This is a genomic window from Trinickia soli, from assembly GCF_002879855.1.
GTDB classification, from domain to species: Bacteria; Pseudomonadota; Gammaproteobacteria; order Burkholderiales; family Burkholderiaceae; genus Trinickia; species Trinickia soli.
The window spans coordinates 1-24198 of sequence record NZ_PNYB01000043.1; the positions used below are offsets into that span (position 1 = coordinate 1).

Annotated in this window: 20 protein-coding genes, 1 tRNA gene and 3 pseudogenes; 11 read left to right on the plus strand and 13 right to left on the minus strand. The window is 57.2% G+C overall.

The genetic code is table 11. The annotated features are described in order from the left end of the window. Both C0Z19_RS27010 and C0Z19_RS27015 read right to left on the minus strand, forming a co-directional pair. Nucleotides 1–232 (minus strand): annotated as a pseudogene (locus C0Z19_RS27010) (Rhs family protein); the annotation flags it as partial. Nucleotides 233–575: 343 nt separating this feature from the next. After that, nucleotides 576–1436: a MurR/RpiR family transcriptional regulator gene (locus C0Z19_RS27015; RefSeq protein WP_102612905.1), complete on the minus strand. Its 861-nt coding sequence runs from the start codon at nt 1434–1436 to the stop codon at nt 576–578. A gap of 165 nt (nt 1437–1601) precedes the next feature. Between C0Z19_RS27015 and C0Z19_RS27020 the strand changes: the two genes are divergently transcribed. The 3 genes from C0Z19_RS27020 to C0Z19_RS27030 all read left to right on the plus strand — a co-directional run bounded on the left by C0Z19_RS27020 (nt 1602) and on the right by C0Z19_RS27030 (nt 6488). Then, nucleotides 1602–3632: a sensor histidine kinase gene (locus C0Z19_RS27020; RefSeq protein ID WP_102612906.1), complete on the plus strand. Its 2031-nt coding sequence runs from the start codon at nt 1602–1604 to the stop codon at nt 3630–3632. Beyond that, a complete protein-coding gene (locus C0Z19_RS27025) occupies nt 3629–4996 on the plus strand; it encodes a sigma-54-dependent transcriptional regulator (RefSeq protein WP_425330326.1) in 1368 nt (455 codons plus the stop codon). The genes C0Z19_RS27020 and C0Z19_RS27025 overlap by 4 nt, the downstream gene beginning before the upstream one ends. Before the next feature lie 235 nt (nt 4997–5231). Beyond that, on the plus strand, nt 5232–6488 hold the full coding sequence (locus C0Z19_RS27030) for an MFS transporter (protein WP_102612907.1): 1257 nt from the start codon (nt 5232–5234) through the stop codon (nt 6486–6488). Nucleotides 6489–6551: 63 nt separating this feature from the next. On the opposite strand, the gene C0Z19_RS27035 is transcribed toward C0Z19_RS27030, so the two are convergent. Next, nucleotides 6552–7715, minus strand: a complete 1164-nt coding sequence (locus C0Z19_RS27035; protein WP_425330325.1) for a WD40/YVTN/BNR-like repeat-containing protein — start codon at nt 7713–7715, stop codon at nt 6552–6554. Nucleotides 7716–7751: 36 nt separating this feature from the next. Continuing rightward, the gene (locus C0Z19_RS27040) at nt 7752–8021 is read right to left on the minus strand and encodes a MoaD/ThiS family protein (protein WP_102612909.1); all 270 of its coding nucleotides are present in this window, start codon (nt 8019–8021) and stop codon (nt 7752–7754) included. Between the two features lie 370 nt (nt 8022–8391). Between C0Z19_RS27040 and C0Z19_RS28845 the strand changes: the two genes are divergently transcribed. After that, nucleotides 8392–8715 carry a hypothetical protein gene (locus C0Z19_RS28845; RefSeq protein ID WP_233196308.1) on the plus strand — a complete coding sequence of 108 codons (324 nt, stop codon included), beginning with the start codon at nt 8392–8394 and terminating at the stop codon, nt 8713–8715. Here the strand turns inward: C0Z19_RS28845 and C0Z19_RS28850 are convergent. Continuing rightward, nucleotides 8702–9220 carry a hypothetical protein gene (locus tag C0Z19_RS28850; RefSeq protein ID WP_233196309.1) on the minus strand — a complete coding sequence of 173 codons (519 nt, stop codon included), beginning with the start codon at nt 9218–9220 and terminating at the stop codon, nt 8702–8704. The genes C0Z19_RS28845 and C0Z19_RS28850 overlap by 14 nt on opposite strands. Before the next feature lie 22 nt (nt 9221–9242). Continuing rightward, the gene (locus C0Z19_RS29050; protein WP_332882222.1) at nt 9243–9551 is read right to left on the minus strand and encodes a helix-turn-helix transcriptional regulator; all 309 of its coding nucleotides are present in this window, start codon (nt 9549–9551) and stop codon (nt 9243–9245) included. 492 nt (nt 9552–10043) lie between these two features. On the opposite strand from C0Z19_RS29050, the gene C0Z19_RS27055 reads away from it, so the two are divergent. After that, nucleotides 10044–10460 carry a very short patch repair endonuclease gene (locus C0Z19_RS27055; RefSeq protein WP_102612911.1) on the plus strand — a complete coding sequence of 139 codons (417 nt, stop codon included), beginning with the start codon at nt 10044–10046 and terminating at the stop codon, nt 10458–10460. A 45-nt stretch (nt 10461–10505) separates the two neighbouring features. Here the strand turns inward: C0Z19_RS27055 and C0Z19_RS28105 are convergent, their stop codons facing one another. After that, the gene (locus tag C0Z19_RS28105; RefSeq protein ID WP_146012162.1) at nt 10506–11300 is read right to left on the minus strand and encodes a hypothetical protein; all 795 of its coding nucleotides are present in this window, start codon (nt 11298–11300) and stop codon (nt 10506–10508) included. Between the two features lie 39 nt (nt 11301–11339). On the opposite strand from C0Z19_RS28105, the gene C0Z19_RS27060 reads away from it, so the two are divergent. Beyond that, nucleotides 11340–12446 (plus strand): restriction endonuclease, SacI family, encoded by a 1107-nt coding sequence (locus C0Z19_RS27060; protein WP_102612912.1) that lies wholly within the window; start codon nt 11340–11342, stop codon nt 12444–12446. On the opposite strand, the gene C0Z19_RS27065 is transcribed toward C0Z19_RS27060, so the two are convergent. Together C0Z19_RS27065 and C0Z19_RS27070 are read right to left on the minus strand one after the other, a co-directional pair. Beyond that, entirely contained in the window at nt 12403–13476 is a 1074-nt protein-coding gene (locus tag C0Z19_RS27065) for a DNA cytosine methyltransferase (protein WP_102612913.1), read from the minus strand. The genes C0Z19_RS27060 and C0Z19_RS27065 overlap by 44 nt on opposite strands. A gap of 16 nt (nt 13477–13492) precedes the next feature. Then, complete coding sequence (locus tag C0Z19_RS27070) at nt 13493–13759, minus strand: DNA-binding protein (RefSeq protein ID WP_102612920.1); 267 nt, start codon at nt 13757–13759, stop codon at nt 13493–13495. Between the two features lie 325 nt (nt 13760–14084). On the opposite strand from C0Z19_RS27070, the gene C0Z19_RS27075 reads away from it, so the two are divergent. Further along, nucleotides 14085–14225: a PaeR7I family type II restriction endonuclease gene (locus tag C0Z19_RS27075; RefSeq protein ID WP_425330324.1), complete on the plus strand. Its 141-nt coding sequence runs from the start codon at nt 14085–14087 to the stop codon at nt 14223–14225. Nucleotides 14226–14317: 92 nt separating this feature from the next. Here the strand turns inward: C0Z19_RS27075 and C0Z19_RS27080 are convergent. Continuing rightward, nucleotides 14318–14713, minus strand: a pseudogene (locus C0Z19_RS27080) (IS21 family transposase); the annotation flags it as partial. 226 nt (nt 14714–14939) lie between these two features. Between C0Z19_RS27080 and C0Z19_RS27085 the strand changes: the two are divergent. After that, a pseudogene (locus C0Z19_RS27085) lies at nt 14940–15173 on the plus strand (ATP-binding protein); the annotation flags it as partial. Nucleotides 15174–15420: 247 nt separating this feature from the next. Here C0Z19_RS27085 and C0Z19_RS28110 read toward each other — a convergent pair. Beyond that, the gene (locus tag C0Z19_RS28110) at nt 15421–16092 is read right to left on the minus strand and encodes a hypothetical protein (protein ID WP_146012163.1); all 672 of its coding nucleotides are present in this window, start codon (nt 16090–16092) and stop codon (nt 15421–15423) included. 386 nt (nt 16093–16478) lie between these two features. On the opposite strand from C0Z19_RS28110, the gene C0Z19_RS28115 reads away from it, so the two are divergent. The 3 genes from C0Z19_RS28115 (at nt 16479) to C0Z19_RS27105 (ending at nt 23215) form a co-directional block, all read left to right on the plus strand. Beyond that, entirely contained in the window at nt 16479–18923 is a 2445-nt protein-coding gene (locus C0Z19_RS28115; protein ID WP_146012164.1) for a hypothetical protein, read from the plus strand. A gap of 999 nt (nt 18924–19922) precedes the next feature. Next, entirely contained in the window at nt 19923–21803 is a 1881-nt protein-coding gene (locus C0Z19_RS27100; RefSeq protein WP_102612916.1) for an ATP-dependent nuclease, read from the plus strand. 2 nt (nt 21804–21805) lie between these two features. After that, entirely contained in the window at nt 21806–23215 is a 1410-nt protein-coding gene (locus C0Z19_RS27105; protein WP_102612917.1) for a DUF2130 domain-containing protein, read from the plus strand. A gap of 463 nt (nt 23216–23678) precedes the next feature. On the opposite strand, the gene C0Z19_RS27110 is transcribed toward C0Z19_RS27105, so the two are convergent. Continuing rightward, nucleotides 23679–23754, minus strand: a tRNA-Ala gene (locus tag C0Z19_RS27110). Between the two features lie 71 nt (nt 23755–23825). Continuing rightward, nucleotides 23826–24164, minus strand: a complete 339-nt coding sequence (locus C0Z19_RS27115) for a c-type cytochrome (protein ID WP_102612918.1) — start codon at nt 24162–24164, stop codon at nt 23826–23828. Nucleotides 24165–24198: the final 34 nt, after the last annotated feature.

Genomic DNA, 24198 nt, shown 5'->3' on the forward strand with positions numbered 1-24198 from the left:
TCATCGCCCTGATGTCCATCACGGCATCGACCGCGGCAAAGATATTCGCCAGAACCGGCACGTTCTGCGCAACCGTCTTCAAGCGCTCGACCGTTACCCAGCCCCCACTGATTCTCCGCAGCCATGCATCCAACTCATGAATAGCCGAATTCACATCCTCCGGTGAAATGCGAATCAACGGAGAGACGAATACGTCGGTCGGTTTAGGCTGCAATACGGTCGCGTCGGCCATGGCGATTCTTTGATTTCTTTTAAGTGCGCCAGATTCTAATGAATGCAGACCGACAAATCTACCGCACCGGCAATCGTTTAAGAATCAACCCAATCGAACAAGTAATTAGTTCCACAAAAGATCGTCGGCGATTTGTTTCGGAAATAAATTCCACTCACTCCCGACGGGGGAACCCGTATCGCGGCCTTATCTCTGCAAGCCCGCCCCGCCGAGCGAAGACGGTCAGGCAATTGAAAGGAAATTGAAACGTCGACCACCCCCGAGTGCGTCCCAGTTCCACCCGCTGACACATTAAGCATTACTCACTATACGAGGCCTGACGGACGGCGCATCAATTCCCGCATCACGGGACGTATGCGCCCTTCGCATGCAAGGAGCGCTCGGCCAATTCCAGTTGTTCGATGGCCTCCGCCCCTTCGAGAGCAAGCAAGCGCGCCACGAGCGATTCGGTAATCGCCGTGGCGCCAACCAGCGACGGAAAAAACGACGGACTCTCGTGCGAAAAAATCAATGTGCTGTCGGCGTTCAAAGCGATGGGCGACACGGCGCTATCGGTGATCGCGATTAATCGGCTGCCTTTTTCCAGTGCGACTTCAGCGACGCGCGCGGCTTCCATCGAATACGGTGCAAAGCTGACGACCACTGTCGCGCTATCGCGCGTAATGCCGCGCAATTGCATTTCGAGCGTTCCGGCTTCACCGGTCAACAGCGATACGGACGAGCGAAACAGGCCATAGCCATAGCCGAACCCGAACGCCACGGCGTAGCACGACCGGAAGCCCGCGACATAAACATGGCGAGCCTTACGCAACACGCGCGCCGCCTGCACGACATTCCGTTCGTTGTCGGCCGCCGTTGCTTCGAGATTGTGATGTTGCGCCGCGAGCAAGTCGTGCGTGAACGTGTCCTTCTTCGTACCGGCAACGAGCGATCGGGCACGCACCGTCAGTGGCTCGGGGCGCGTACGCACGCGTGCAACGAACAATTCCCGCAATTCGTTCCAACCGGGAAACCCCAATTGCTGCGACAAACGCACGAGCGCCGCCGGCTGAATCTGCGCATGCTCAGCCACCTTGCGCATCGACAGCACCGCCACTTCATCGGGATGATCGAGCAGAAACGCAGCGCCCGCCTGAAATTGCGGGCTCATTTCCGCGAAGCGTGCGCGGATCAATGCAGCAAGTTGGTCCAGGGTCTCAGGCATAAGTAAGCGATGCGGCGGTTGCGGTGACAACAAATGTTATCACCGCGACAACAGCGAGCCGCGGCCCGCGCTGCACTGCCCTTATTTACCCCGATCGCAGCCTGCGCCCGTTTTCGCTAAACTGCGCGCTCCCGGCAGCCGTCCCTTTTGCGTTCTAATCTACTGATGAACCCGCTCCGGCAGCTCGCGGCCTCGTCACGGCGGCTGCGACTCCCCGCCCGCATCGCCACACGCCTACCCAGCGCCTCGCAGACGGCGAAGGCCCTCGCGTTCGCCGCGCTCGTCGCAGCCGGAGCGGTCAGCGCCTATCGCTACGCCGAACAGGCCGAAACGGGCGCGATCATCGAGCGCGCCACGCATCGGCTCGATATCGACGAAAGCACGCTCAAGGGCGAGCTGACGCGCTATGACTACCTCCCTGCCCTGCTAAGCCTGAACCCCGAAATTGCCGAGTTGCTGCGGCACCCTCAGGATCAGGCGCTCATCGGGCGTGTGAACCGGTATCTGGCCGAAGTGACGACCGATTCGCAGGCCGCCGCCATCTATGTGCTCGATTTGCACGGCACGACGCTCGCAGCCAGCAATTGGAATCAACCGATCAGCTTCGTCGGACAGAATTTTTCCTATCGCCCTTATTTCATCGATGCGCTGAACAACGGGACGGGACGCTTCTACGGACTCGGATCGACAAGCCGTCTGCCCGGCTACTTCTACGCCGCACGGATCGGCGCCAATGGCCAACAGCTTGGCGTCGTCGCCACCAAAATCAGCCTCGACGCGATCGAAGCTTTATGGAAGCGTGGCGATGAAACGGTGCTCGTCGCCGATGCGAACGGTGTCGTGTTCCTAACCTCGTGCGCCGCTTGGAAGTACCGCACGCTGCATCCGCTTTCGGCTGCGGCTCGCGCGCGCATCGAAGCGAAACGCCAATACGACGGCCCCGGCGCGCTCGAGGAACTCGGGCTCGTGAAGCGTCGGCGGCTGACGCCAAGCGCCGAGATCGACGCGATCCCGGCTGCGAACCCGCACTCGGCAAGCACCGGCAACGCACGCCAAAACAAATTCGTCGTCGTCAGCCGGCTCGTATCGGGCACCGACTGGCACATCATGTCGCTGACCGACATCGCCCCTGCCCGCAAGAGCGCAAGCTATGCCGCACTCGTCGCGGCGCTCGGCCTGTCGCTTGCAATGAGCGTCACGCTGTACGTGCTTCAACGCAGAAAGGTGATCGCCCAACGCCTGGCGATGCGCGAAACGCTCGAGCGCATGAACGACGACCTCGAACGCAAGGTCACGCGGCGAACCGATGCACTTGCACGCGCGAACCACAGCCTGCGCAGCGAAATTGCACAGCACAAGCGTACCGAGGCGACACTGAAGGCCACGCTCGAAGAACTCGTGCAAGCGGGCAAGATGGCGCTGATCGGCCAGATGTCGGCCGGCGTCACGCATGAACTCAACCAACCGCTGGCGGCGTTGCGCACGCTGTCGGACAACGCCTTGCTGTTTCTGCAACGCGGACGCCCCGGGGAAGCCGAAAGCAATCTGCGCGTGATCACCGGGCTCATCGAACGAATGGGCACGATCACCGCGCAGTTGCGCCGCTTCTCGCGCAAAGGGCCCGCGGAACTTGCACCGGTCGACGTCGAGCGTGCCATGGCGAATGCGCTGTTTCTCGTCGAACTGCGGCTGCGCAAGGAAAATGTCGAAGTCGTGCGCCACATCGGCAATCAAGGGGCGAATGCCGATCTCAAAGTGCTGGCCGATGCGAACCGTCTCGAACAGGTGCTCGTCAACTTATTCGCGAACGCGCTCGACGCGATGCTCGATTGCCCGGTGAGGCAGCTCACGATTGCCGTGCGCGTCGACGAAACGGACGATGCCTTTGCGACGATCACCGTTTCGGATACGGGTGCCGGGATACCCGAAGATGCACGCGCACGTTTGTTCGAACCGTTCTTTACGACGAAGCCGCCCGGGGCCGGCCTCGGGCTTGGCCTGGCGATCTCAGCGGGCATCGTTCGCGAACTCGGCGGCACGTTGAAGATTGACGATGCCGCGGCCAGTGCAGGCGCTTCATTCACGTTGCGGCTACGCCGCGCGCGTATCGACGAATACCAGGCAGACGGCGCCGCACCGCACTCGCCCGCCGAAGCGCAACCCGCTTCGCCCAAGATGCCAGGGGCAAAGGCATGAAGTCAGGAGACCAGATGCAGCAAGATGGGTTAAGGGTATTGTTCGTCGAAGACGAGCCTGCCGTGCGGCTCGGCGGCGTCCAGGCGCTGCAACTGCGCGGCATCGAAGTGCAGGCGTTCGAGCGCGCCGAGCAGGCGCTTCGACAAATTCGCCCCGGTTTTGCGGGCATCGTCGTGACCGATGTGCGCCTGCCCGGCATGGACGGGTTCGCCTTGCTCGAACAGATTCGATCGATCGACGCCGAGTTGCCCGTCATCCTCGTCACGGGCCACGGCGACATCGCGATGGCCGTCGAAGCCATGAAGCGCGGCGCTTACGACTTCATCGAAAAGCCGTTTTCGTCGGAGCATCTGGCCGACGTCGCGCAACGCGCGCTCGAGAAGCGACACCTGACACTCGAACTCGATACGCTACGCCGCCAGGCAAACAATCGCGACCGCATCGAAGCGAAGATTCTCGGGCAATCGCCTGCGATCGAACGCCTGCGACGCGTCATCATCGATCTGGCCGACACCGATACGAACGTGCTTGTCCTTGGTGAAACGGGCGCAGGCAAAGAGGTCGTCGCGCGATGCCTGCATGAATCGGGGCGCCGCCGCAGTGCGAACTTCGCCGCGATCAATTGCGCGGGCATCCCCGAAATGCTCTTCGAAAGCGAAGTGTTCGGCCATGAAGCCGGTTCGTTCACGGGCGCAGTCAAGCGCCGTATCGGCAAGCTCGAATTCGCCGATGGCGGCACGCTGTTCCTTGACGAGATCGAGACGATGCAGATGTCCCTGCAAGCGAAGTTTCTTCGCGTGCTGCAGGAGCGCGCGTTCGAGCGCGTCGGTTCGAACGAGTTGCAGCCGATGAATTGCCGGATCGTGGCAGGCACGAAAGCGGACTTGCTGGCGCTCGCCCGAGAGCAGCGGTTCCGCGACGATCTTTATTACCGGCTCGGCGTCGTCGTGCTCGAAGTGCCGCCGCTGCGCGAGCGTCGCGAGGATATCCCGCTGCTGTTCGAGCATTTCGTTCTGCAGGCATCGGCGCGCTATGGGCGGCCGGCGCCCGACGCGTTGAGCCCGCAGCAAATGCAAGCGCTGATGTCCCGCAGTTGGCAGGGCAACGTGCGCGAGTTGCGCAACGTGGCCGAGCGTTTTGCGCTTGGATTGCTGGCCGACACCGGCGATGCCGACGCGTCGATCGGCACGGCGCCGCGCACGCTTGAAGAGCAGGTGAATTGCTTCGAGCGACACTTGATCGAAGAAGCGTTACGGGCATGTCAAGGCCGTGCGGCGCTGGCGTGCGAACGCTTGGGTCTGCCGAAGAAAACCCTGTACGACAAGATGCGACGGCTCGCGATCACGTCGGATGATTTTCGGTGAACGAGGGTTAACGCTGACTTCACCCGTCACGATTTCCGCACAGCGTTTCGACCTCGCTGAGCGAATTCCCGCGCGAGCGGTCTCGCTGCGCCCATCGCTATCGCTTCTGATTCAAGGCATTAGCGACGCTTAACGATTGGCATACCTCCTGCGTAATAGAACGTCAGCCTGACGACGGCAGCGCAACGCCGCGCCGATCGACAGGACGACGGACCATTCACAGGAGACAAGATTCATGACTTGGACCAAGCAGCAGCGTAGCGTCGCCCTCGCCAGCTATCTGGGCTGGACGCTCGACGCGTTCGACTTCTTTCTGATGGTGTTTGTCCTGAAGGACATCGCCAAAGCCTTCGGTACGGAAATCACGAGCGTGACCATCGCGATCACGCTGACGCTCGCACTGCGCCCGCTCGGCGCGCTGATCTTCGGCCGGCTTGCCGACCGATACGGCCGCCGTCCCGTGTTGATGGCGAACATCGTTTTGTTCTCGTTGCTCGATCTCGCCTCCGGCTTCGCGACGAGCCTGACGATGTTGCTCGTGCTGCGCAGCCTGTTCGGCGTTGCGATGGGCGGCGAATGGGGTGTCGGCTCGGCGCTGACGATGGAGTCGATCCCGCCGAAATCGCGCGGCATCATGTCGGGGATTCTGCAAGCCGGCTATCCGTCGGGTTACTTGCTGGCATCGGTCGTTTTCGGCCTGCTGCACGATTCGATCGGCTGGCGCGGCATGTTCATGATCGGCGTGGTGCCGGCGCTGCTCGTGCTGTTTATCCGCCGCAACGTCCCGGAATCGCCGACATGGGAACGCGGGCGCAACGCGGCCGTCCGCCCGAGCATCGTCGCCGTGCTCGCTCGCGAATGGAAGCTCGCCCTCTACATGATCGTGTTGATGACGGCCTTCAACTTCTTCAGCCACGGCACGCAAGATCTCTATCCGACCTTCCTGCTGGTGCAACATAAGTTCTCGACGCACACGGTCAGCATCATCGCGATCACCTATAACATCGGCGCGATCATCGGCGGAATCTTGTTCGGCTCGTTGTCGGAGAAGATCGGCCGACGCAAAGCGATCGCCATCGCTGCGTTGATTGCGCTGCCTGTGTTGCCGTTGTGGGCGTTTGCGAGCGGCAGCATTGCACTCGCGATCGGTGCGTTCCTCATGCAGATCTCGGTGCAAGGTGCCTGGGGCGTGATTCCGGCTCACCTCAATGAAATGTCGCCGCCTGAAGTGCGCGCAACGTTCCCGGGACTCGTCTATCAGCTCGGCAATCTGCTCGCTTCGGCCAATGCAACGATTCAGGCAGGCATTGCGCATCAGCACGGAGACAACTACGGCATGGCGATGGCGCTCGTTGCCGGGACGGTGGCCGTTGTCATTTCGATTCTGATCAGCCTGGGGCGCGAGCATCGCGGCGTGCAGATGGATGCCGGCGAGGGTGCGGCTATCGAGCCCAGCGTGGGCGCAGGGAAGATGGTCGGCGCTGGACGCTGAGGTTCGTTCTTTAACGGCGCGGCGCCTTCTGGCAAGGTGCTGCGCCGGGTTGTTATTGCTGATCTACGCGAAGCTCACGTGATAGATGGGTGGAAGATGCGCCGAGATTTCGTGCCACGTTTCCCCGGCGTTATCGGAAGTCCAGAGGCCACCTGTCGTCGAGCCCATTGCGAGGCGAGTGCCCGTCGAATCGACCACGAGACCGTGACGATAGATCAAGTCGTAGGCGGGTGCGGGTGGCAAACCTTGTGAGAACTGTTCGAAGGTTCGACCGCCGTCGCGCGTGCGCGTGACGACCAAGCGTCCATCGACGGGGATACGGTACGCGTCTTTGATCGCGGGGACGAACCACGCGGTATCAGGGTCTTGGGGATGAACGGCGACTGCGAAGCCGAAGCTCGACGGCTGCGCCTCAATGCGTCCCCAGTGCTCGCCGCCATCGGTCGAGCGGAAGATGCCGCAATGATGCTGCGTCCAGAGCGTGTCCGGAGCGCCTTGGCATTGGACGACGCGATGGGGGTCTTGCACGTTGGGTTCTTCACGACGTTCGGGCGGCATGTAATCGGCCTGCATGCCGTACGCGGTTTGTCGCCATGATTCCCCGCTGTCGTTCGTTTGCCAGACGCCGCCGCTCGATACGGCGATCGTCACATGGCGACTATCGCGCGGATCGACGAGTACCGAGTGAATGCCGGCATGATCGTATCCGCCGCCCATCCATTCGCGACGTTCCGGGCGATTCCACAGCGGGACGTTCAACGTCCACGTTTCACCGCGATCGTCCGAGCGGAACAAGCCACCTGGGATCGTGCCGGCCCACAGCGTACCCGGTTGGTCGGCACCGCCGGGTTCCAGCGTCCAGATTTGTTCGAGCGACCATAGGGGCTCGCGGGGCTCAGCGGTTTCGGTATTTGCGGGTTGTTGAGCTGAGGCGGGTTGCGGTGCGGCTGCGGTGGTCGTGTCCGCTTCCGGCTGCGGAGGGTAGACCGGGGTCGTGCAGGGCTCCCATTCGCGCGCGCCTGCCGGCAGGCGATGCAGTTTCACACCGAAATGCCCGAGATTCAGTGCGGCGTAAAGCGTGCCGTCGCGCGCATCGGCCAACGCCGCAGTGACGGGTTCGCCGATGAAATGGTGCGCAGTCTGCTTCCAACTACGAGGGTTCGTATCGTTCGCTTCATATACGAACAGCCCTTTTCGAGTGCCCACCAGCAAGCGATCGTCATTCACGTTCATCTCCAATGTTGTTTGAGCGCGAGCGGTGGATCAACCGCCTGATAGCGCCTGGACTACGTAGATGCGGCTGTTCGTGTCGACAGGGTCGGAAAGCCGACGGCGGTCGCGCAGCGGCTTGCCGTCGATGAATACGGCAAGGTGCCGACGCAAACCACCTTGGTCGTCGAGGATGTAGCCGCGCAAGCGCGGCTCGTCGGCGAAGACGGCGGATAAGGCCTCGTCGACCGATGTGGCGGCGACGTCGCGTTCGGGGAGCGCGATGTGGCGTTGGATCGAGGCGGCGAAGAATAAGTGCGCCATGGTGGGGGCCGGGCGGTGTCGACTGGGTGGTTAAGTTTAGTCGAATTGGGCGAGGGGGCTGGCCAGGATGGTCTTTTCAGCCGAGCACATCGATTAGCTGCGTCAAAACGATGGGTTCGATGAACGAATTATCCGCGACAACTACCGCACGATCTCATACTTGCGCCGTTACAGCGGGCGATCAGCATGCTGACTGCCGGCTTCCAAGCCCACTCACCTGTTCGCGGTCTACACGTCAACAGCGAGTGGATCGCGCGACGCGCTGATAAGGCCAAGCTGAGCAAGCCCAAGCAAATCGAGACTCCTCTGACTGAGAGTCCACCCACCGCGCTGGCACAATCGTCATTCCCTTTGCCCGACCCCGCGAGCCATGAAGCATTCCGACTTTCATATCGGCCTGGAATTCCTAGGCACTGCCGGGTTCCGCTGGCGCTGTACCGATGTCGGTACTCGTACGATCGCCGCCATCCCACTGACGCATGACGCCCCGAACTGGTATCGCGGGCCGCCGTACGTGGCGACAGAGGAGGTGTTTGACGAGCACGAGATGACGGACTGCCATCTCACGGAAGACGACGCCATTCGCGCGGCAATCGAGGAAGCGTATACATCGGGCCACCCTGGCTTTCCGCACGAAGCCGTCACCCAGATGATGCGCGCGCCTCGAGGGCTCCTCACCCTCATATCCCAATAAAGGCGTGCTGCGCTTTGATCGGCGGGCAACCGGCGGCGAGATCCTGCACCCGTACGCGGCGTGCAAGAGCGGAAAACTCTGGATTGTGAAGCTTTACCTCCCGTTTCCGCGGGCGTTTGACGAAATGCCAGAGCACGATTTCATTGACTTGCCGATCGCGACAGCGGACGACGTACTTACTCAATCCAAGCGTCACGCCATTGAGTAAGTATGATCCGTTGCTGTAATCGCCGGCCAAAATAACGGCACACTGCTGCCGCACGAGAGTATTCCGAGAATTCAAGCCGACTCTTAGAAGGAGCAAGGATCGATGCAGCACGCGAAGAACGAGCAACAAGAATGCGCGGAAACAGTCACCGAGAAATTTCATCCCTTTGCGACTGCGGGCTCGATCACCGAGCGCGGTGGGCGGGTCGCTCAGGCTAGTAGCAGCATCAAAATCGTCGAACTCGCCATCGCCCGGGTGGGTGACAAAGTCGCCTACGAGGACGGAAGCGAGGCGCATATCATCGATGTGGCAGGCGACTCTAAAAAGCCTCAACGTCGGCGACGCGCCATCCACTCGAACCCCGACCGATCTTCAACAGCGCGGGGAAGGTGCCCTCCTTCATGCGTTTATAAATGGTTGAGCGGCACAGACCCGTTTCCCTCTGAACCTCGTCGCGACGCATAATCGCGTTTTGCGCTCGTTGTCTCGGCTCCCTTGTTTTTTTTCGTCCGCCGCCGCAGGCCGCGAGGGGTTTGGAGAGACGTTCGCCCGCTCCTCCGCTCGGCAGCCTGATGCCACGCCGAACTCGATCAGCATTTTCGCAACTTGCTCCCCAGCAGCGCACCATCGCGCGAACGCTTCGCAGTAGGTAGCCAACGCGTAAGCATCAACCGAACTCAACACGTTTGCGTCGCGTAATTGCTAAGCTACCACCGGCCAAAGGGCGACGGCTTCCGGGGCTAACTGTTCCAGCACCTTCGCCTCGCCGGCCCGCCCGGAATGATGTTGCTTACTCGTCCCAGCAAGTTGCACTCACGTAGATTCGTGTCCTGTCCCGCCTGACTTTCGATCACGCATACCGCGCTCCTTTCGGGATTCCATTTGAAAACTCAAACCTAGAAGCGGGCGACGCGGGCAACGCGCAAATCGCGGTCACGCTCGAACCAGTGTGCATTGATAGTCTTATGCTAGGAGCGTCAGCTACCGGTCGACCCGCCCCGCGCAAACCCGGATATTGGGGAAATATAGGGATCGATCATGCTGCGAATGCACCCGGCCGCGCATCTTTTTTAGTAGGCCCCCTCGCATTTTGTCCGTCAATGGACATTTCAGGTGACGTATGACGAGTAAGCGTTTCGAGTCGACCCCTCCCGCGAGGCGGGCATTGATGCGACAAATTCGCAGCAAGGGGACAAAGCCGGAACTCTACGTTCGGTCGACTGTGCACAAAATGGGCTACCGCTTCCGGCTTCATTACAAGGCCTTGCCGGGTTCACCTGATTTAACCTTCCCTGGGCGCCACAAGGTAATATTCGTCCACGGCTGTTTCTGGCACAGGCATGACTGTGCTGTCGGACGGAAAACACCTCGCTGTAATCAGGATTACTGGGAGCCAAAATTTCGACGCAACGTAGCGCGGGATGCACTGAATCAAGCCGGACTCCGTCAGCTTGGTTGGAGCAGTCTTGTAATTTGGGAATGCGAAATCGGCGACGATGACATATTGCGACAGCGAATTCGGCAATTCCTCGGATAATCGCGCGACACCCGACCAACTCACCGAGCTCTAGGCATTGACGCATCAGCGATCGATAACGTGTGCAACCGCGTTGGCCACCGTAGTCACGTCCGTTTGCGAAGCGGCCATAATGCGCTTCACTTCACGATCGAAACAATTCAAATTCAAAACCCATTGATCAAAATCAGCCGGACTTACCGCGGACCACTCATGCCCAGAAACATATCGCTCACGCAGTGAATTCCAACTTCTCCCCATATATTTATTACAAAACTGAGAAAGCTCCATTGCATATGCAGGATCGTTTCTGCCGGGCAGATTCCCCAAGGACCAGAGACGCGAATCATCCAGATCGAGTGGATTAAATAGAGGCCCCACAACTGCCTTGTCTCCGCCTATACAGGTCAAAACCGGAAGATATCCCGACGCATGACGTCGAGTCGACCGCTGGTGAGCTCGCTCGTTTACCAGCATCAGTTTTCGCGTCCTGTCCCAGATAAGACATTTCACCTCGACTCTGTGCTCATTGCCCTGATCCAAGATTCGCAGGTCTACATCATCGACCGGTCCGGAGACCTCACAAATATCATGAAAGACGTTTAGTGTGCCTACCGATTTTTCAGCATGGATTACAGCGACTATCTCGCCGACAGCACCTTGTAAGTCTGCGTTCAAGTTTCCCGCTGCTCCGCGATCTCTATCGTTAGCGCGAACGGGATCATTGGCCCCCGTGCGATATGTGGCCACTGCAAGGGCAAATGCCCATAGTTGCCTCGTCAATCGGACCTGGCGTGCCGTGGATAGGCGTTCAATCCCTTCAGGCGCTTGCTGGTTCCATTTTTGTTCGTTGTCAGGCATCCTGTCGCTCCTTGCCCCCGATGAGCATGCATTTTCTTTATGGCGAAGAAAGCCGAATTATCTGCATTTCATCAGGCTGCGCGCAACTACCTAGAGAATGCTTGGAGCGCGGTCCTGAACATCCCCGACCTGAACGCAACAGTGGATACCAAATGGAGCACTCACCTCGGGCGCATCATACGAGAGGGAGGAAGCACGTATCCCTACGTTTTGCTTACGCAACTGCTCGGCAAATGCGTCAACCCCGATTTGAATGCCCTGTGCCTGCAAGACAGCTCCGAGTTGCCCGGCGCTTGGGATGCGCGCTCGCTCGCGTCAAAGGTGGTCGTGCCGTGGAATGAGGCAGTAGGTCGTCCGATTTCTGGCGCCAACCCGGACCCCTATGTCAACAACCCAGCACGCTACAAGAACTTCGGCGAAGAAATGCGCTCGAAGGCGAAAAATAAAATCGATTATGATTTTTTGCACTCGCTCGCGTACGAATTGCAGACATCGGCGGCAGAGGACGCCGCCAAAATATTTTCGCTAGCGCTAGTCGAAATTAGGCGACATTTAGAATCTAACGATAGCGAATATTTTGGCCCGCCCCGCGTAAGCCTAGATGACGTTATTTCCGTCATAAAATCTTTCATTTCCACCCCATCAAATGGGGTGCGCTTGCAGGTAATTACATATGCGACGCTGAAGGTATTTTCAACGGCCTTTACTGATTTCGGAGGGGTTCGCTCCTACCCGACCAATTCGGCTGACAGGGCCGGCGGTCGCGCGGGTGATGTCGAACGAATTAATCGAGATGGCGTTGTTGATTTCGCCATCGAGGTCAAGGACGAGACACTGTCCCAAGCCGAGCTTGGCAATACGATTTTGAAAGCACGTGCAGCCAACGTTTTTAATGTGCTATTTGTTGTCCAGGGGAATCCCGTCGTTGATGATTGCGTCGCAGCAAACGTACGCATGGCGCAAGAATTTTCTCGCGGAGTAGATGTCAACGTGACCCCGGTGGATGATTTTTTGCGTAATACTTTAATGCTGCTATCGCCAGAGCAGCGTTCAATGCTGCTCCGTGTTGTTCACGACTCATTACATGAGCTGGGCGCTCACTTTAAACATCGGCTTCATTGGCAGGAGTTGATGCGCTCTCTTTAATTTTTTGCGCGAGCCTCACGTTCGAGTCTGACCTCTCATTTACAGCAAGCGCGGCTAACACGGCTTCGCCTACGCATTTAGCAAGCTGAGGGGGCACCGCGTTTCCAATTTGCATGTAGTGCTGATTCCGACGCCCAACGAACTCGAACCAATCCGGAAAAGTCTGAAGACGGGCTGACTCCCGCACCGTCAGCCTGCGGCATCCAGCCGCCTCTCCCTGCAGTGGCGCTCCGCCGGCCTGCAAATGAGCGTGATAGTGCAAAATATTGCCGTGGGGGTCGATGATGTGCGTTCGATTACCTCCTGCGGTCGCCGGGATGGTAAGCGCTGGCGCGTCGAGGTTCAACGGACGGCCTTTACCGTTGAACAACATTCCGGCGTATGGACTGCGCCGAAGTATCGGATTCTTTGCAAAGACCACCTTCGCTCTGTTTGGGTCATCTTGAGGTGTCCCAGCGAGGGCATCTCTGACGGTGCGATACCGCTGCTCTCCCCTCGGGCCATGCGTCGGGGTCGGGAAATTGAACGGCGTTCCCTTAGGTAAGCCTACGACGAACAGCCTCAGACGCTTTTGCGGGACGCCAAAGTCCGCTGCGTTCAGCACCTGCCAGTGCACCTCGTATCCGAGGTCCGCCAGCTCGCCCACCCTTTGGTCGAGATATGGCCTGAACCTGCTAGTCGTGAGGCCGTTTACGTTCTCCATGAGGAACGCACGGGGCTTTATCTCACGCACCGCACGTATGAATTCGGGCACCATGTCCCGGACGTCAAGATGGCCCATTTGCTTGCCTGAAACGGAAAACGGTTGGCAGGGAGGGCCACCAGCAACAAGATCGATCTTTCCTTGATATGCGGCAAATTCGATGTCCCGCACGTCATCGCATACGTGGAGCACATCTGGCATGTTTTTTCTGTGAGTTTCGACCGCTGTCGCGTCATACTCCACAGCGATACGGACGTCCCATCCAGCTTGTTTCAAGCCCAGAGACAATCCGCCGGCGCCGGAAAAAAGATCAATAGCTCGATTCATGTGAAGCCCTTCCGCGTTATTCCGATTCATTGTCTGGCGCAGCTCCCGATCGAGCTGCACGCCCGGTCGAATCGATATCAACCGATGCAAGTCTCGCTTTGAAATCCAGTTTGTTGTCGGCCATTTCACCCATCAGGACAGCGATCACTGCCAGGTGAGATGGCACCTCACCGACCCTCGCGTAGTTGGTCACTGAGTTCGGACGCAGCCGAACCAATCCAGCAAACTCCTTGACGCTGAGGCCGGCCTTACCGAGTTGCCTTCGAAACTCGTCGTAAGTCATGTTCGGCATAATATCGAAAGACTCGGCATCACACAATTACAATTGCTCAACACATATTTTTATGTGACCAAGTCGCAACGATCCCTAACTGAGCACGTCAGCGCTCGGACATATAAGGACCGCAGTTTTTTGACGAGGAACGCGACAACGATCCCCTCCGGAATGCTCCGATCCTTCTATGACTTTCGTTCTTTTCCAGATTGTGCTAGGCCCTTGGAGGGGTGGATTCGAAGGGGAATAAGGATACGGGCAACCGTGCGCGAGCGGTATCTTGGCGGGATCATTTCGGACCACATGACCGCCCCTCCGCTTCGTTGTCGGTTGGATGATGTTGGTCGAGGACGAACCTGCATCACGACGTCCGGTTCGCGATGCCTCGCCTCACCTCCCGGTCTCCAAGGAGTTTCAGGGAGCGTCGTACCAAAGCGCTACGACACCCTCTGCCAGCGCCTCACGAACGCGCTGACGCGGCCGTAGCTGCAGGTGTAACGCTCGCTGCGGATCGCCTCGAACATGAACCGGGCCGCGCGCCGGTCACGCTTCGGGCGATGACTGTCCGCGGTGAATCTGACGCATCGAGCGCTTCAGGCGTTTCGTGAACGCCTTGTAGTGCTCGCAGAACTGCGTATAGCGGTAGGTCTGCCGGTCTGCGAACTCGGCCTGGTACTCCTCCCACAGCAACGTCAACGTCATGCCCTTGCGACGCAGCTCCTGATGGATGCGTCCGTAGTCGGGCTGGGCGTAGCCTGCTGGCCCGGTGGGCTTGCCGAGAAGCCGCCGCTCGAGTTCGCCTTCATCCATATCGCAGGCGCTTGTCCAGTCCAACCCGGCGGCACCGGCTAGTCCGATGTACTTCGTGACGACGCCCTTGGATATGCCCAGTGACGCGGCGATCCGATCGTGCGAGAAGCCGCCGTCGAATTTAAGTCGTAAAACGTCCTTGATCATGCGCATGTTCATCCGGTGCGCGGGCATGCTCTCTCCGGCAAAAGCCGGCGAGCATAGCCCGCGTGGTTGATGTCATGCGCAATGCCAATCCTGCCTTCCGGTCCGCTCGGTCACGTTCCCGAAATGCCCGGTCACGTTACCGAAATCGCCGGTCACCATCCCGAAACGGCCGGTCACGTTCGTCCGAAATACGCACCATGATATCGAAAGTCCGATGCTGGCCGTAATCAGGCGCCCTCGTGTTGCCATTACAACGAATCTCGACTTCGCCGAATGGTCGAGTGTGTTCGGCGACGCGAAGATGACCACGGCGTTGCTGGATCGGCTGACGCACCACTGCCACATCGTGGAGACCGGCAACGAAAGCTATCGCTTCCGGCATAGCAGCGCGAGTGCAAAGAAACGCATCCGGTCGCGTGAAGCGGCGCGCAAGGGCGAGCCCGCCGGCGCCTCCGAATCCACCTGATGGTCGTTCGCCGGCGCGGGGGAAGCTGCTACGGGCTACGCCCTTCGCAGCTTCCCCCGCGCAACTCACCTTCATACGACGGAGGACAACAACTCCGGAAACCCATACTGTCCAGCGACAATTACTTTTGCCGGCGGCGGTTGTAGTTGACGCCAGACACCCATACACTTATCCGTCCACAAACCGGTCCAGCTTCAGGCCGGTCTCCACCCCGGCTCAAAATTCAATCGGCGCGGTGGCTCAAAATTCAGTCGGCGCGGATACGCTCCATGTCTTTACGCAACTCATCCTCACATGTACTCGTAAGCTGGCATTTGTTGACCGGAACCCACGGACCATCTGGCATTTTCTTGTCTAGCCAGTACAAAGATGCAATTCCCGCATAATAGCTCCCTGTCACCCCCGAAAACGCGATCTGTTCGCCATCCTTCGGAATCCCATCGTATACCGTTACGGCAGCTCCACTTTCAGGAGTGAGCGTGACCACCGTTCTGCCAGATGCTCGACATGAAATGCCGACAATTGCATTGGTATACGAATCTCGTTCCCTATCACCATATGCTTTCTTGATGGAAACGCCGTCCGGGCGCTTGCAGTGCTCGGGCGAGAGGGTAACACTCACGCTTTCGGCCGACCTTCCCTTGTCAACGTTAGGAGGTATGAAAAACGTCAAACTAACTCCAATAAGTTTGTCGTCGGCCATCGGGGATATGCGGTCTTGAGTCCATGCCCATGCGTTAGCCAAGCCGGGCTTGATGAAACTAGTTAGTGCGTCATTGTATGTAGCAGCCAAAACACCGCCAGTTGAAGCCACAACGGCAACCACAGCTTTGCTCGACATATCCTTCCACCATGCACGTTTGGGCTGAATCTCGATTGCTGGATCTTCATGGCTAACGCCCTTTTTTCTTCGAGTCATAGAGTTCACTCCCCGGTTGAAATCACGCCAACGATCACCATCCGCGCCGGCGGCCGATCAACGACCTGATAGCGCTTTCGCAGAAGTTCTTGCCACTCGTCTGCTTCGACGATCTCGCCCCCAACCTCACGAGATGAGGTACGGTGCACACGGACCGCCATCTTACCGGCTCAATACATGCTCGGTTCGCGCCACGGCGATCACGAGTCCGAGCACCTTTGCTGCAGATCGCGTCGTGTTTGCTTCCCGAGCCCCGGCCCACAATTTTATGCAGGACAATGGACGTCATATCCATCTGTCTACCCCATGCACCCCACTCAGAGATAGAATGCCTTGAATTGCTCCGCTGCGCATCAGCGGACAGCGGCTTCCACTAACGACCGGGGTTGAAGTTGAAAGCGCATCAAATTGCAGAACAGCTAGCTAGTGAAAATAAAGGCAGGTCACTCAACGAGGCTGACACACGTCACCAAGTGATCGATCGAATACTGCATGAGATACTAGGGTGGCCTCGAAATCGAGTATCTTGCGAAGAGTACATCGCACCCGGATTTGCAGATTACGTATTAAAACGATCAAACGACGAGGCGTTACTTTTTATCGAAGCAAAGCGAGAGGGGATTTATTTCAATCTCCCGAAGGCCATCACCGGAAAGAGTCGCGGCTCGTACATAACAGCAAAAACCCTGCTTACAGACGATGCAATTAAGGCCGCAGTTCAACAAGTCCGAACCTATTGCTTAGAAATCGGCTGCGACGTTGGCGCAATTACCAATGGTCACGAGTGGATTTTCTTCAAAACGTTTCAAAGAAAGAAAGACTGGAAAGAGCTAAAGGCTTTTGTCATCGCAGGAATAGAGTATTTCTCAGATTCGTTCGTTGAAGCGCATAACAATTTCGAATACACTGCGATCACCGATAGAGGATCGCTGCGACAATTGTTGCTGGATGATGCCGTCTTCCATCGAGAGCTATTTTATCCAAAACAATCGATAAGCAGCTTCGATGCCCCGGTGGATGCTAATCGCTATGCGGCAAGCCTTAGACCAATTGCGGATCGCTATTTTGGGGTAATCAATGCAGACGACGCAGACTTCATGGATCGGTGCTATGTAAGCGACCGCGATTATGACGCGTCATTCAAAAATGCCAGAAAGCGACTCGAAGATGCTGTAACTCCGTATCTTGAACAATATAATGTTCAGGAGTTCTCTGATACTGAAGGAGGCGGGAAGTTCGGTCATCGATTGGCAAAAGGCATCACGACGGCCCATGCGTCCGATGTGGTTGTTCTTTTCGGCGGAAAGGGGGTCGGAAAATCAACTTTTCTCAAGAAGTTGCTCTTCCATAAGCCGCCACAGATTTTGAAAACAAATGCGGCAGTCGTGATGGTAGATCTCCTACCGGTCCCACCTGATCAAGTAGTCATCCGCTCGCATATTTGGAATGAGATCGTTTCCGGAATCGATAGATCTAACGTCCTGCAGGGTAACCGAGACAGCTTGTGCGCTCTTTTTAGCGATCGCTTCGAGAAGGCGAACCGCCAAGACCTTTTTGGCCTGAATTCGAATTCTTCCGAGTACAACGTCTCGTTAAACAATCTTGTTAGCAACTGGAAAAACGACACAGTATACGTCGCCGAGCGACTCGCAAACGAACTTCGCCGCGGCAACAAAGCCCCGATTATCGTCATTGATAACACCGATCAGTACAGCGAGGACCTTCAGGAAATTTGCTTTTCAATTGCTCAAGAAATTTCGCAAAAACTTGCATGTCTAGTTGTAATATCGATGCGTGAAGAGAGATTTTATGCATCGTCCATTCATGGAGTTCTCGATGCGTACCAAAACTCCGGATTCCATATCAGCGCACCGAGCCCCAAGGAGGTTTTTCTTAAACGAACAGCATATGTTTTAATGCTGCTTACTTCTGACAGACCTGAAGTAGTTTCCGCACTTCCGTCGCGAGTCGACATTGAGACTGGCTCTAATCTTTTCAGGATTTTTGAACGTGAATTTAGGTCACGCCAATCTCATCTGTCGAATTTTCTGACCGCTTGCAGCCATGGCAATATCCGACTTGCACTGGAACTATTTCGCGGGTTCGTAGTTTCCGGATATACAAATGTCGGCGAAATGGCTCAAATTGGCAGATGGAAAATTCAAATGCACCAAGTTTTGAAGCCGTTCATGATTCCAAATCGCTTCTTCTATAGCGAGCAACTTAGTCGAATCCCGAATGTTTTCCAAATTAGGTCCAAGGCTCATGGGTCGCATTTCACCGCACTGCGGATTCTTCTCGAGCTGCACAAAGGACACGATCGCAAGGCGCCCACCTTTAAACCGGTCGCTCAACTTAAGGCCGAGTTTGTAGAGACATTCGGCATGGCCGAAGACTTTGATCTTAACGCGGACATGCTTTTAAAGTACGGGCTCATTGAGGCCAACAATCGGCTAGATATTTTTGACGCGCGAGTGGATAGTATCAAGCTGACACCATATGGGGAATTTGTTCTAAATGATCTCTCGCTTGCATTCACCTATCTTGAGCTTGTTTGCGTAGACTGCGCTATTTCCGACTACGAAAAATCGAATTCTATTGCCCAGCTTTCTATCGATGAATATAGAATGCATGTGGAGAGAAAACGCCTTGCTCGCGTGGAGCTTCGTGTCAGGAAAACAGATGCCTTCATTCAGTATCTCGAGCAAGAAGAGGCCAGAGAGATTGAATTATTTAATACTCACGATCAAGCAACGATTACTAGCAGACTACGTACAGTCTTTAACACTGAACGTGAGCGCATTTTAAACAGCGCACAAAAAAACTCTTGATCTGCGTAATCTCCAAAGCAGTGGCCGCCCGCGCCTGCAGAGGGCTGTCACCGAAGATTTGTCTATCCGCGAACAAAAACGGATAACCGGCGAACGGCGAAAAACTGCCGTGGCCGTAGCTAAGGGGGCAGCGTCCGAATTGGGTTGCGGATTCAAGCCGTCGATGCAACACGATCGAAGGCTCATGAGCTCGACATCGCGGAGGGAGTCACAGACGCTGCTAACAGGGTGATGGTCGAAAAATGTGGCATAGCTATCGGCGTCGTGGCTAGGCAATGTACCGATAGCACTTCGGTCCTCCGACCTATCCGACAGGTGTGCCCCCCTGCAGGTTGCCAGGGAACCTATCGGCACCGAATTCATATGAACTTCTCCGTGAACCTTCCCTAAATGTCCTATCCTTCTATCGGCAATTACGCCATATCGGCGGCGATGGAGGTAAAAAATGCCTACTTATCTGAATCTAAATGGCGACTCAGGAATTTCATCATACGAAATGGGGCCGAACTTCATCAATGTGACATTTACGCAGGGGACGTTTCGAACGTACTCATACACCCATGCTAGGCCCGGCGCCGTACACGTCGAGACAATGAAGAGACTGGCAGTTCAAGGCTATGGGCTCAACTCGTACATCAACAGCAATCCAGCCGTGAGAAACGGTTACGCGTCTAGGGTCTAGGGGGAAAAGCGCCGGGAACGACCGGCGCGCGGTTCGTTGCACGTTTGCTGAACCCGGACTCAAACTTGAAGAGGGGGAGAGGCACGAACACCCGAGCCCGATTCGGAAGTTGACCGTGGCATTGCGCAGTTTCCAAACGTGCGGATCGTTGAAGGGAAGACCCCGGAAGAACTTGCACTCGGCCGATTTTTCGCGACGATGGTCAGGCATGTCCTTGACGCTAAGCCGGTCACACAACGGCGTCGTCGTTCGCCTGAGTTCCGATAACGACTGTCTCTGTAGTCTTCGGCAAAAGACACAAGGAGCCGGAATCAGCAATGAAGATCCAATCCGTTCGCATAAGAAACTTCCGCGCGTTAAAAGACGTGACCATCCCCTTCGATTCCGTCACCACGTTCATCGGACCGAACGGTACCGGGAAGTCAACTGTGCTTCGTGCGCTCGACTGGTACTTTAACGGTAAGCCCGTCTCGCTGACTGAGAAGGACTGTTCCTTCGGGGCCTCTACCGAGAACATCGAGGTTCAAGTCACGTTCACCGATCTCACCGCCAAGGACCGTGAAGCACTTGGCAAGTACGCGCCGGACGGCGTTGCTACATTCACTGCATGGAAGCGCCGGTCATCTGACGGCTCAGAGGTGCTTTCGGCGAATGCGAAGGGCTTTCCAGAATTCAACGCAATCAAAGCCGCCGGGAGTGCGGCAGCAAAAAAGGAACTGTATGCCGATCTCCGCAGTAGCCGTCCGGACCTAAACCTCCCTGCAGCCAATACAGGTACCGCCGTCGATCACGCAATGACGAGCTGGGAGTCCTCCCATACAGGCCAGCTCGTCGATGCCCCCGAAGAGCTGCAGACCAATTTCTTCGGCTTCAACAGCGGCGGCAAAATGAGCGGTCTCTTCGACTTCGTCCTAGTCACCGCGGACCTTCGCGCCAGCGAGGAATCTACCGACGGCAAAGCAAGCATCATTGGTCGCATCCTTGAACGTTCAGTTGATCGTGCTGCTGCCGACGATGAGATCGCGACGATCGTCGAAGAGTCGCGCGCGAAGCAGCAGAAAGTCTATGAGGAAAAGTTCAAGGCACAGCTGGAAGTCATGACGACGCAGCTCAACGGGGTCCTCGCGTCTTACACGCCAGGTCGGGCTGTCACGGTTTCGCCTGCCGAAGTCGAACTCAAGGCCCCACGGACCACGTTCGAAGTGGCCGTGCTCGATGGCGCCACCGAAACAGCAGTGGAGCGACAGGGGCATGGCTTTCAGCGCACGCTTTTGATCTCGGCGCTCCAACTCCTGGCGCAGTCAGGTGCAGCATCGGCAGAGGGTGTGATCTGCCTAGCGATCGAGGAGCCGGAACTCTATCAGCACCCGATACAAGCCCAGACCTTTGCGAAGGTACTGAGGTCGCTGGCCGAGAATGCTAGCAAGCGCATCCAAGTGACCTACGCGACTCATAGCCCCTACTTCCTCGAGGCTCGATATTTCAACCAGATCAGGCGGCTGACGAGGTCGTCTGACGAGACGCCTGTTGTCACTGTCCATTTCGCCACGATCAACGAGGTGAAGACGAAACTCAATGGAACGGTAGATGCCGATCAGGTTGGTCGTCAACTCGATGGCATCATCACGAATCGCCTCTCGGTCGCGTTGTTCGCAGCACGCGTGCTGCTGGTCGAGGGGGATACAGAGGGGGCCGTGTTCTACGGAATCGGAGATCGGGACGCCGTGGGTCGCCTCGAATCCCAGGGACTGTCGATTATTTCGGCCGGGGGCAAAGGTGGAATCCCGCTTGCTCATGCCATCCTTAGCTGTCTGGGGATTCCGACCTACGTACTCTTCGACGGAGACAGTGGCTTCGAAGTGCGAGCTAAAGCTGCGGGCAAGAATCAGACCGCTATAGATGGTGAGCGCACAAAGTTTTCGACAGAGAACCGTCGACTGCTGAAGTACCTCGGTGAAACAGAGGTTGATTTCCCATCGGAACAGGTCGGAGATCGTGTAGCGACGCTAAGCGACCACCTCGAGACCTACCTAGAGTCCAATTGGGCGGAGTGGGTCACGTCGTGTGCGGCGATTGAGGCCGCTGCTGGAATCAAGCTCGCAAAAAATCAATCTGCTTACCGAACTGCGACGCTTGAGGCGAGCGGAACCGTTCCGGAGATGCTCAAGCAGATCCTCACAAAGGCGGGAGGCGCGTAGACATGCATGAAATCATCTGCCCACACTGCGGGAAAGCATTCAAGATTGACGAAGCTGGATACGCGGACATTCTGAAGCAAGTTCGCGACAGCGAGTTCGAAAAGCAATTGCACGAGCGGCTTGAGCTGGCGGAGCAGGATAAGAGGAACGCCGTCGAACTCGCCCAAGCCAAGGGCGCCAGCGAATTGCAAAAGGCTGCCGCAGCGAAGGACGCCGAGATCCAGGAACTGAAGGCCAGGCTCGATGCCGGTGAGGTCGCGCGAAAACTCGCCGTGACCGAGGCCCTAAGCGCCGTAGAAAAAGAGCGAGACGCACTCGCAAACGAACTTGAGCAGGCGAAGCAAGACAAGCAAGCTGCTTCTGATCTAGCCGAGATGAAGTTCGTTAACGAACTGCAGAGGGCCGCCGCTACGAAGGACGCGGAGATCCAAGGCCTAAAGGCCAAGCTCGACGCCCTTGAGGTCGCACAGAAGCTGGCAATTGCCGAAGCAGTCGGCGTGGTCGAGAAAGAGCGCGATGAACTTAAGAGCGGCCTCGAGCGGGCGGAGCTTGAAAAACGACTCGCAGAGAACTCGCTCAAGGATAAGTACGAAACGCAGATCAAGGATCGCGATGATGCGATCGAGCGCCTCCGAGACATGAAGGTTCGCTTGTCGACCAAGATGGTCGGTGAAACCCTTGAGCAGCACTGCGAGACCGAGTTCAACCGCATTCGAGCGACGGCGTTTCCGAGGGCATATTTCGAGAAGGACAACGACGCGCGGACTGGCAGCAAGGGCGACTACATTTTTCGCGACTCGGACGAGGCGGGCACCGAGATCGTCTCGATCATGTTCGAAATGAAAAACGAGAACGATCGCACCGCGACGAAGAGCAGGAACGAGGATTTCCTGAAGGAACTCGACAAGGATCGCACTGAGAAGGGATGCGAGTATGCAGTGCTGGTCTCCCTGCTCGAACCTGACAGTGAGCTCTACAACACCGGGATCGTCGATGTGTTCCACCGTTACCCGAAGATGTACATCGTGCGACCGCAGTTCTTTCTTCCAATCATCACACTTCTGCGAAATGCGGCGATGAACTCGCTCAAGTACAAGTCGGAGCTAGCACTTGTCAAAGCGCAGAACATAGACATCACGAACTTCGAAACCGAACTCGAGACGTTCAAGACCGCATTCGCCAAGAACTACGATCTCGCCTCTAGGCGGTTCCAAACGGCAATCGATGAGATCGACAAGTCGATCGACCATCTGCAGAAGACGAAGGAAGCCCTGCTCGGCACCGATCGGAACCTTCGTCTTGCGAACGACAAGGCTCAGGACGTGACAATCAAGCGGTTGACTCGGGGCAACCCGACGATGGCGGCCAAGTTCGCCGAGCTCAAGAATGATGATCCTCCCGATGCTGGATGAATTAGGCCATCTACGCCCAAGACTCGTCTTGGATCCGCCGATCGCCCCCAGCGAGTTCAGGTGATTGCACGATCGATCGCTTGAAATATTCGTTGAGTTGTCACCAGCCGAGGAACCGACTGGCTGATTGTCGCCGATTATGCGACTGAACTCGTGCGGCACACGAGACCCACACTCGGTCTAAGCCACTCTGCTCATCATTTCGTCGACGATCGCCAACAGATATAGGGGTGAAAGGAGCTACGGTCGGTCGCGTGATCTCGACGGCGCCTTCGCCTAGGCTCGATACATGCCCGGGCACGGCCGAGCCACAGGTAGTCGCGCAAAAACAACAAAGCCGGCACAAGGCCGGCTTTGTTGTTCGAGAAGCATAACGTTGCACTTTGTCAGGGAAGCATATCTTTGCACTTGGGGCAAAAATATGCTTCCTGTCTCATTTCCAAGGCTTTTCACAGTGACCTTTTGGTGGAGCGGAGGAGGATCGAACTCCCGACCTTCGCATTGCGAACGCGACGCTCTCCCAGCTGAGCTACCGCCCCAACGAAGCTGCAATTCTGGCACGGGGTGCCGGCGTTTGACAAGTCCCTGGCAAAAAACCCTTCGAGCCCAACTACTTAGAGGCGGTGGGTGCTCCGCTGAGCACCCAGCTGACGACGGTATGGATATCGGCGTCGCTCATCTTTGGATGGGACGGCATGGGAATCACGCCCCAAACCCCGGCCCCGCCGTCGCGCACCTTCTTCTCCAGCCTCGACGCAGCCGCCGCATCTCCTTTGTACTTCGCCGCGATGTCTCTAAACGCTGGCCCCACAAGCTTCCGATCTACCGTATGGCATCCGAGGCAAGCGTTCTGTTTGGCGATCTCATATCCGGCAGGCGCGGAAGCGGCCACGGCCCGCGAGCAGGCGCCGCGGCTGCAGGGCCAAAGTCGGTACGACGCTGCGGACAACTTTTCCGGGCGGCGCGGGTCGAAACGCGTCGGA